We start from the raw sequence: 9292 nt of genomic DNA on the forward strand, positions 1-9292 counted from the left end.
GCATGGATGTGATCGTTCCTACCGTGGAGCCATGAACGCTCCACGCATCGCCCTGGTCACGGGCGCCAACCAGGGACTCGGCCGCGCCCTCGTCGAGGGACTCGCGGCCCGTATGAGCCCCGACGACACCGTCCTGCTCACCGGCCGCGACGAACGGCGGGTCACCGACGCGGCCCGCGAGGTGGCCGGCCGGCCCTCCACCCGCAGCCGGGTGGAGGGCCGGGTCCTCGACGTCACCGACACGGATGCCATCGCCCACCTCGCCGACGAGCTGCGTCAGCGCCACGGCGGGGTCGACATCGTGATCTCCAACGCCGTGACCCGGATGCTCCCCGGGGAGTCGCAGTCCGAGCGCGCCGACGAGTTCATCGCCGTCTCCAACACCGCCACCCACGCGATGCTGCGCTCCTTCGGCCCGGTCCTGCGCCCGGGCGGCCGGTTCCTGGTCGTGGCCAGCAGCCTCGGCACCCTCGGCCATCTCGACCCCGCGCTGCACGACCTGTTCGACGGCGCGAGCCTGGACCAGGTCGAGTACGCCGTCGAGTCCTGGCGCAGCGCCGTCCACCACCGGACCACGGCCGAGGCGGGGTGGCCGCTCTGGCTGAACGTGCCCTCCAAGGTGGCCCAGGTCGCCGCCGTCCGCGCGGTCGCCGCGGAGCGCCGCCAGGACGACCTGGCGAGCGACACCCTGATCGCGTCCGTGTGCCCCGGCATGGTGGACACGGCCACGTCCCGCCCCTGGTTCGACGACTTCAGCCAGGCCAAGTCCCCCGCCGAGGCGGCCTCCGCCGTGCTCGACCTCGTCCTCGCCGAGCGGGTCGACCCCGCGCTCTACGGCGAGTTGGTGCGCTTCGGCGCGGCCCTCGACTGGCACTCGGGCAAACCGCTGGTCGAGCAGGACCTGAAGCTCACCCCCTGATCGCAGCGCACCACGGCACAACCAGCACCGCACAGCGAGGAGTTCACGCGCGACTGCCCTCACCACCCCCTTCGGTTTCTCCAGCACCGCCGCGGACGTAGGGCCGGGAGTGGCGGTTCGCCACCAACCACCTGGGGCACCTCGCCCTCGCCACCGGACTGCACGGCGCCCTCGCGGCCGACGGCAACGCCCGTGTCGTGGTGGCCAGTTCGACGGGTCACCAGCAGTCGCCGGTCGTGTGGGACGACGTCGACTTCGACTTCCGGCCCTATGATCCGTGGCTCGCCTACGGCCAGTCCAAGACCGCCGACGTCCTCTTCGCGGTGGAGGCCACCCGCCGCTGGGCCGGGGACAACATCACCGCCAACGCCCTGATGCCGGGCGCCATTTACACCAATCTCCAACCGACGACGTCGACCGCCGTTCCGGCACACTGCACGGCGTGGCTCACCCCAGTCCGGGCAGGCTCCGCAACTCCCCTATCCGCAGCAGTCGCGCCAGCAGCAGGAACAGCACGGCCATCGCCGTACCGCCCGCCGCCAGCGAGAGCGCCGGTGTCCAACTGTCCGCTGCCAGGCCCTGGTTGCAGACCCGGGCGAGGAGCCACCCGGCTCCGCCGGCGCCGGTGGCGGCCACGGTCAGTTTCGCGTAGGTGCGGCAGATCCGCCGTCCGTCGAGCAGTCCCGCCGTACGGCGCCGCAGGCGGAGCGCGGTCAGCAGCAGACCGATCCCGTAGGACACGGTGTAGGCGCCGGCCATTCCGGTGACCGCCCAGCGCGCGGGCAGCAGATAGTGGCAGGCCACGGCCAGCGCGATGTTGGTGCCCGAGATCAACACCGCCATCCGGAACGGCGTTCGGGTGTCCTCGAAGGCGTAGAAGCCGCGTAGCAGGAGGTATTGGGCGGAGAAGGGGATCAGTCCGAGGCCGAAGGCCTGCAGCATGTGGCCCAGGGGGACGGTGGCCGTGGCGTCGGCGGAGCCGTGGGCGAACAGGAGTTGAGCCGTCTGCGGGCCGAAGGCGAGGAAGAAGAAGGCGGCCGGGACGATGACGACACCGCTGACCCGCAGCGCGCGGGAAAGATCGGCGCGCAGGTCGTCGAGGCGGTGCTCGGTCGCCGCCCGGCTCATGCGCGGGAGCAGCGCGGTGACCAGGGAGACGGTGACGATCGACTGGGGCAGCATCCAGATCTGCTGGGCGTAGCTGTAGGCGGTGTAGCCGACGCCGTCGCGGGGCCGGGCCGCGTCGGCGGCGGAGGCCAGACGGGTCACCACCGTGCTCGCCGCCAGGTTGGTCAGCACGAACAGCAGTGTCCAGCGGGCCGCGTTGACGCTTTTGCGGAGCCCGGTGCCGCGCCAGTCGAAGCGCGGCCTGAACCGGAACCCGGCCGCCGTCGCATAGGGAATCAGGGCGAGCGCCTGGACGGCGAGGGCGAGTGTGGTGCCGATGCCGAGCAGCCGGACCTGGGCGCCCGTGATGTCCGAGACCTGTTCCGGCACGGTCAGCAGGCCCAGGTAGAGGCCGAACATGGTGATCAGCACGATGTTGTTGAGGACCGGGGTCCACATCATCGCGCCGAACCGGTTCCGGGCGTTGAGGACTTGGCCGAAGATGCTGAAGACGCCGTAGAGGAAGATCTGCGGAAGCAGGAACCGGGCGAAGACGACGGTCAGTCGGAACGCGTCGTGCGTGGCGGGGGTGTCGTGCTGGTAGACGCTGATGATCTCGGGGGTGGCCCAGGTGGCCAGCGCGGTGCCGACGCCCAGGACGCACAGCACGAGGGTGACCAGTCGCTGCTCGAACGCGGCGCCGCCGTCGGAGTGTTCGGTCCTGGCCCGCACCAACTGGGGTACCAGGACGGAGTTCAGGGCGCCGCCGATCAACAGGAAGTACAGGCTCGTGGGCACCGTGTTGGCCTGGTTGTAGGTGGTGGCCAGCAGTCCGGTGCCCAAGGCCGCTGCCTGAAGTACCTGGCGGATCAGGCCGGTTGCGCGCGAGACCAGGGTTCCCGCCGCCATCAGCGCGGACGAGCGCAGCAGTCCGCCCCCGCCTTCCGTCTTCTGCCGCGCGGCATGCCTGCGTCGGGTGCCCGACCGCTGTAACCGCTCGGCCGCTGTCTCCTCGATCATGGACACAATCTACGACGCCCGGGGTGACGGCTCCGGCCGCGCCCACCTGGTGCGGGCGCGGCCGGGACCGTCATGGACGGTCAGTCACACGGGTCGTGGGTCAGGGAGTCAGCTGCCACTGCTCGATGTAGCCGACGTCGAGCGCCGCACGGTCCTGTACCCGCAACGTCCAGGTGCCGTTGATCGGTTGGGCGGAGGCGTCGACGGTGAAGGTCTGGTCGATGTTGTCGGTGGAGCCGCCCGCGCGGTTCGACAGGGAGTAGACGGTGCCGTTCGGGCCGACGAGGTCGACGGTGAGGTCGCCCCGGTAGGTGTGGATGATCTTGACGTAGACCTGGGTGGTGGCGGAGGCGTTGCCGTCGCGGCCGGTGACCGTGATCGGGGACTCCACGGCGGCGCCGTTGTCGGGGATGTCCACCCTGGTGCCGTTGGCGTAGATGTTCGCCACCCGCCAGGTGAAGGCGACGGTGGCGGACGCGCCCGTGTCGTCGGTGACGGTCACCGTGACGTCACTGCTGCCGAGGGTGGTCGGGATGCCGGAGATCAGACCGGTGCTGCTGATGGAGAGTCCGTCCGGCAGTCCCGTGGCCGAATAGGTCAGCCCCGCACCGGAGTTGGTGGTGTAGGCGCTGGCCTGGAGGGACACGGACTGTCCGACTCCGCTGATCTGGGCGGAGATCGGGGCCACGTTGACGCCGAGCGCGATCCGGCTGCCGACGTTGATCGCCGCCCACGCGTCGGCCACGGCGAGGTACGTCGGGCTGTACGCCCCGAACAGGTCCGCCGCCGCCTGGAGCGTCGCGGTGCGCGCACCGGCGTAGTTGGTGGACGAGGTCATGTACGTGGTGAGCGCCCGGTACCAGACCTTCTGGGCGTTGTCGATGCCGATGCCGGCGACCGGCACGCCGTCGTAGGTCGGGCTGTCGTAGGAGACGCCGTTGACGGTCTTCGCGCCGCTGCCCTCGGACAGCAGGTAGAAGAGGTGGTTCGCCGGGCCGGAGGAGTAGTGGACGTCGACGCTGCCGAGCGTCGAGCTCCAGTAGTCCCGGGACGAACCGTCCTTGGAGGGCTTGTCCATGTAACGCAGCGGTGTGCCGTTGCCGTTGATGTCGATCTTCTCGCCGACGAGGTAGTCGGGGACGTCGGCCGGCAGGTTCTCGTGGAACTCCACCGCGGCGGCGAAGATGTCCGAGGTCGCCTCGTTCAGGCCGCCCGACTCACCGGAGTAGGTGAGACCGGCGGTCGCGGCGGTGACGCCGTGGGTCATCTCGTGCGCGGCCACGTCAAGGGCCGTCAGCGGGTGGGTGTTGCCCGAGCCGTCGCCGTAGGTCATGCAGAAGCAGGTGTCGGACCAGAACGCGTTGACGTAGTTGCTGCCGTAGTGGGCCCGGCTGTAGGCGGCCACGCCGTCGTTGCGTATGCCGTTGCGGCCGAAGACGTCCTTGTAGTAGTCCCAGGTGGCCGCGGCACCGAACGCGACGTCCACGCCCGCGGTCTGACGGTTGGTCGCGGTGCCGTCGCCCCAGACATCGTTGTCATCCGTAAAGAGAGTGCCCGTGCCCGAGGTGCCCTGGTTCAGGTCGTAGGTCTTGTGTCCGGCGCGGTCGCCGTCGACGAGCTGGTACGTGGAGGTCGCCGGGTCGAGCGTGGTGCTGAGCGGGACCGTTCCGTTGAACTGGCCGGTGCCGGTGCCCGTTTCGATGCCCTGGTACTGGAAGACGGCCTTGCCCGAGTCGGCGTCGGTGATCACGTGGAGTTCGCTGGGGGTGCCGTCGTCCTGGAAGCCGCCGACGACCGCTTCCCAGGCGAGGACGGGCTTGGCTCCGGCGGCCCAGACGACGAGGCGCGGGGCGCCGTCGAGCTTGACCTCCTCGCCGCCCTTCTTGGCCGCGGCCACCAGCGCCTTGGCCTTCACCGTCGCCGATGTCACGTTCGGGGTGATGTCCGCCAGCTTCAGGTCCGCCTTCGCGGCCTTCGTCACCGTGAGGCGCCCGCTCTTCGCGTGGACGACCAGGTCGCCGCCGAGGACGGGCAGTCCGTCGTACGTCCGCTCGTAGCGGGTGTGGGTGGTGCCGTCGGCGTCCTGCGTGACGTCCTTGACGACGAGCTTCTCCTTGGCCCCGAGGCCGAGGGTCTTCGCCGTGCTCCGCACCGCCGCGCCCGCGCTCTTGAGGAGGACGGCGTGCTTCGCCGGGGACAGCGCGGCCGGGGCCGCGCCGGCCCGCGGGGCGGCCAGGATCTTCGCGGGGGTGGGGTGGCCGCCGGGAACGGCGGAGGCGGCACCGGTCTGCATACCGGCGGCCAGCAGGGTGCCGACCGCGGTCAGCACGAGGGCGGCGGTGTATCTGGGGTGGTGCGGATAACGGTCATGCCGGGTCAAGGCGTTCTCCTTATGTGGGGTGGTCGGACTCGGTGGAGTCCTGGAGAGCGGGTCGGGCCGGGGTACGGCCGTCCGGCGGCGCGCGGGTGTGAGGAGGAAGGGTGAGGAGGAAGTGAACGCTCGGTGAGCGTGGTGCACAGCAGAGTGGCATCACGCCCACAGAATTGTCATGGCTATAACAAAGCAACGGCTCAAAATGGCTGCTGCGTACTGCGGATCACTCGCCCGAGCAACGCTTTTCAGCCTCACGCCGAACACTGGCACCACACGCGAACACCGGGCCGTCGAACAGCTGGTTGAATGTCCGTCCGAGGGGGTATCCAATCCCTCAACTCGCGTACGGCGTCTACGACTTGCCCCACCAGGACAGCTACGCCACGAGCACGGCACACCTTGCCCGTGAAGACGCTGGCATATGCCAGAAGCACCACCGGATCGGGTGTTGCCAAATCCCTTACAGGGCGTCGCGGGCTGTGCGACAGTCGTAACCGGTCCCTCCATCCGCCTTGGTCGAACCGTCCCCGCATCGGAGTGCGTCATGCCGTCCCATCTCTCTGCGGACCGCCCAGCCGCCCAGCCGCCCGCGCGCGGCTCGGTCGACGCGCTGATATCGCAGGCCCGGCGGCTCATGGGCGACGTGGACGCCGTCCGGCGGGACGCCCAGCACGACGGTTCGGATCCCCGGGAGCGGTGGCAGCGGGCCCTGTGCGATCTGGCCCTGCATCAACTCAACGACGTCGACGAGCACTTGGCCCAGCTGCGGGACGGCCCGCCGCCCGTGCCGGCGGCCGTCGAAGCGCCGCTCGCACCGACTGCCGTACCGGAGGCGCCCCGGCCCGACTCGCTGCTCAGCCGGGTCGGCAGTGCCGAGTGGAACCTGCTGACGGACGCGGTGAGTTGGTCCGGGGAGCTGTACCAGATCCTCGGCCGCGATCCGGCCGCTCCACCGCTCACCCTCGACGAACTGCCGTCCCTGGTCCTGGACGAGGACCGGCCGAGTCTGACCGCGATGGTCACGGACTGCCTGGTCGACGCCAAGCCCATCGACGGCGAGTTCCGCGTCGTACGGCCCGACGGCGCCGTACGGACCGTGCACATGATGGGCGAGCCCGTGCTCGACGCCGACGGTGGCACCGCCTCGATGTGGGCCGTGCTGCGGGATGTCAGCGAACTGCGCCGCAGCCAGCGGACGGTGAGCGAGACCCGTGACTCGCTGCAGCGCCACCGGCACCACGCGCAGACCGAGCGCCGGCTCGCGGTCGAGCTGCAGGAGGCCGTGCTGCCGCCGTGGCGCGGTTCTCTGCGGCTCCCGCACCAGGGGCCGGAGACACTGGACCTGGCCGCCCGCTATCTGCCCTCCTCGACGAATGCGCTGATCGGCGGCGACTGGTACGACGCGCTCCAACTCTCCGACGGCGCCACCCTGTTGAGCGTCGGCGACCTCACCGGACACGGGGTCGCCGTCACCTCGGGCATGGCGATGCTGCTCGGCGCCCTGCGCGGCATGGCGATGGCGGGCACCGAGCCCGGCCAACTGATGTCCTGGCTCAACCAGTTACTGGACGCCACCGTGCAACCGGCCCTGGGCAGCGCGGTGTGCTGCCGGTACCGCCCCGAGACCCGCACCCTGACCTGGGCGCAGGCAGGACACCCCGCCCCGCTGCTGTTCCGCGGCGGGACGGGGCGCATGCTGAGCGCACCGGACGGCGTCCTGCTCGGCGCCACCTCGGGAGCGTCCTACGGACAGGCCGAGGAGACCCTCGAAGCGGACGACGTACTCGTGCTGCACACGGACGGACTGGTGCCCGGGCACAGCGGAGCGGCCGCCGTCGACCAACTCCTCGACCTGGCCCCGCGGTTCGGCGAGGCGCGCACCGCACAGGACTGCGTACGGATGGTCGTGGAGGAGTTCGGCGACTCCGCGCGCGAGGACGACGCCTGCGTGCTGGTCGCCAGGATCAGCTAGGCCGTAGGACGCCCCGGCACAACCTCCTTACGCCTGGGCGCTGTTGCCGTACCTGGTCCTCGCGCTCCTCGACTGTGTCCTCGGCAGGGCGAGTTGGATCTCCTCCCGCAGCTCGTGGATTCTCGGGTAGTCGGAGTACTGGGCGGTGAGCCGGTACATCTCGCGCAGCCGGTCCCAGGTGCGGTGGGAGGAGTTCGATCCCATCGACGCCAGGGCCAACCGCGCGTACCTGTCCGCCTGTTCGGGGTCGTCCGCGATGAAGCAGGCGGAGGCCATCGACAGAAAGTCGAAGATCTTCGACCGCTGCCGTCCGTCGACCCGCAGCGCCAGGGCCTTCTCCGCGAAGTACTGGGCGTGCACGGCCGCTCCCGGCTCGTGCTCGGCCAGCGTGCGGTAGGCCAGGGCCTGCATGCCGTAGAGGTCCTCCTCCTTGAACGTCTGCATCCAGCTGGGGGGCGGTACGTCGCCGCGGTCGGAGACGAAGAGGTCCTCCGCCTGGCCGAGGGTGCGGCGCATGGCCTGGCCCTTGCCCATCGACGCCTGCGCCCAGGCCTCGATGGTGTAGAGCATCGCCCGGGTGCGGGGCAGCACCTGGTCGCCGGAACCGGTCTTGGCGAGTTTCATGAGATCGAGCGCGTCGTCGGGCCGGCCGAGGTGCACCATCTGGCGAGCCGCCCGGGAGAGCGCCTCCCCTGCACGCGGCCGGTCGCCGCCCTCACGGGCCGCGTGGGCGGCGATGACGAAGTACTTCTGGGCCGTGGGCTCCAGACCGACGTCGTGCGACATCCAGCCCGCGAGCACGGCGAGATTGGCGGCGACGCCCCACAGGCGCCGCTGCAGATCGGCGGGGTGCCGGTAGGCCAGCATGCCGCCCACCTCGTTGAGCTGTCCCACCACGGCCTTGCGCTGCAGCCCGCCGCCGCGGGCCGCGTCCCAGGCTCGGAACACCTGGACGGACTCCTCCAGTTCCTCGATCTCCTGCGACCCGATGGGGGCGGCCTCATAGCGGTCGAACCCAGCGGGGTCGGCGTGCAGGGGATCGTCGAACCGGGGAGCGTCGGCGGAAAGAGTCGGATCGGAGTGCAGCCATGCGTACATGGCGCTGCTGAGTGCGGAGCCTGCGGCGAGCGCGGCGCCCGCGCCCACCAAGCCGCGTCGGTTGAGCATGAGGTCCATTCCCGTGAATTCGGTGAGGACCGCAGCAGTCCGTTCGGGCGCCCACGGCACACCGTCGGGATGTTCCACACTCCCGTCGTCGGGCCGTTTCCCCGTACGCCCGTGCCGGACCAGACCGAGGTCCTCGATGGTCACGACACGGCCGAGACGCTCGGTGAACAGAGCCGCCAGCACCCGCGGCACCGGATCGCGCGGGATCTCTCCCATGTCGATCCAACGCCGTACCCGCGAGGTGTCGGTCGAGAGCTGGGGGTGGCCCATGGCCGCCGCCTGCCGGTTGACCAGCCGCGCGAGTTCGCCCTTGGACCAGCCGGCCAGGCCGAACAGGTCCGAGAGACGGGAGTTGGGTTGTCCGTTCACGTCAAGCCCCCAGGTTCTCGGCTGACTTGAACATAGCCCGGTGCGCTGTGCCGGGCGACTATTCGCCATGGTTCGCCAGGGTGCGCCAGATGGTGTGCCAGTGCGCATCCGGTGTCAGGTAGGAACGCGCCACCCCGACCTGGTCACCGAGGGACATTCCCCAGGATGGACCCGCGGGACCGGGCCGGGTAGCGCGCTTGCTTGGACAGGCACTGCAGGCACACGAAGGGATCTGTCTCTCCCATGTACACAGCATCGTCCTCCGTGTCCGCCCCGCCCCGGTCGCTGCACCCCCGCCCGGGCGCCGGCGGCCCCTACCTCGACCCGGCGCGCCCGGCGGCCGGCCCCGTGCTCGGTGCGGGCA

The 9292-nt window shown here is 70.5% G+C and carries 5 protein-coding genes and 2 pseudogenes; 4 read left to right on the forward strand and 3 right to left on the reverse strand.

The genetic code is table 11. From position 1 onward, the window contains the following. Positions 1 to 31 precede the first annotated feature (31 nt). The gene (locus tag JHN45_RS09905; protein WP_200714766.1) at positions 32 to 919 is read left to right on the forward strand and encodes an SDR family oxidoreductase; all 888 of its coding nucleotides are present in this window, start codon (positions 32 to 34) and stop codon (positions 917 to 919) included. Between the two features lie 101 nt (positions 920 to 1020). Then, positions 1021 to 1419: pseudogene (locus tag JHN45_RS52840) on the forward strand (oxidoreductase); the annotation flags it as partial. On the opposite strand, the gene murJ reads toward JHN45_RS52840, so the two are convergent. Then, positions 1367 to 3046 (reverse strand): murein biosynthesis integral membrane protein MurJ, encoded by a 1680-nt coding sequence (murJ, locus tag JHN45_RS09910; RefSeq protein ID WP_201048727.1) that lies wholly within the window; start codon positions 3044 to 3046, stop codon positions 1367 to 1369. The pseudogene JHN45_RS52840 and the gene murJ overlap by 53 nt on opposite strands. A gap of 100 nt (positions 3047 to 3146) precedes the next feature. Next, a complete protein-coding gene (locus JHN45_RS09915) occupies positions 3147 to 5426 on the reverse strand; it encodes a M4 family metallopeptidase (RefSeq protein ID WP_201048728.1) in 2280 nt (759 codons plus the stop codon). Positions 5427 to 5964: 538 nt separating this feature from the next. Here JHN45_RS09915 and JHN45_RS09920 point away from each other — a divergent pair. Further along, positions 5965 to 7392 (forward strand): PP2C family protein-serine/threonine phosphatase, encoded by a 1428-nt coding sequence (locus JHN45_RS09920; protein ID WP_201048729.1) that lies wholly within the window; start codon positions 5965 to 5967, stop codon positions 7390 to 7392. 27 nt (positions 7393 to 7419) lie between these two features. On the opposite strand, the gene JHN45_RS09925 is transcribed toward JHN45_RS09920, so the two are convergent. Beyond that, complete coding sequence (locus tag JHN45_RS09925; protein WP_200714762.1) at positions 7420 to 8928, reverse strand: hypothetical protein; 1509 nt, start codon at positions 8926 to 8928, stop codon at positions 7420 to 7422. 243 nt (positions 8929 to 9171) lie between these two features. Between JHN45_RS09925 and JHN45_RS52845 the strand changes: the two are divergent. Then, positions 9172 to 9292: pseudogene (locus JHN45_RS52845) on the forward strand (aminoglycoside phosphotransferase family protein); the annotation flags it as partial.

Origin of the sequence: Streptomyces sp. MBT53 (assembly GCF_016654115.1) — a bacterium.
Classification (GTDB): Bacteria; Actinomycetota; Actinomycetes; order Streptomycetales; family Streptomycetaceae; genus Streptomyces.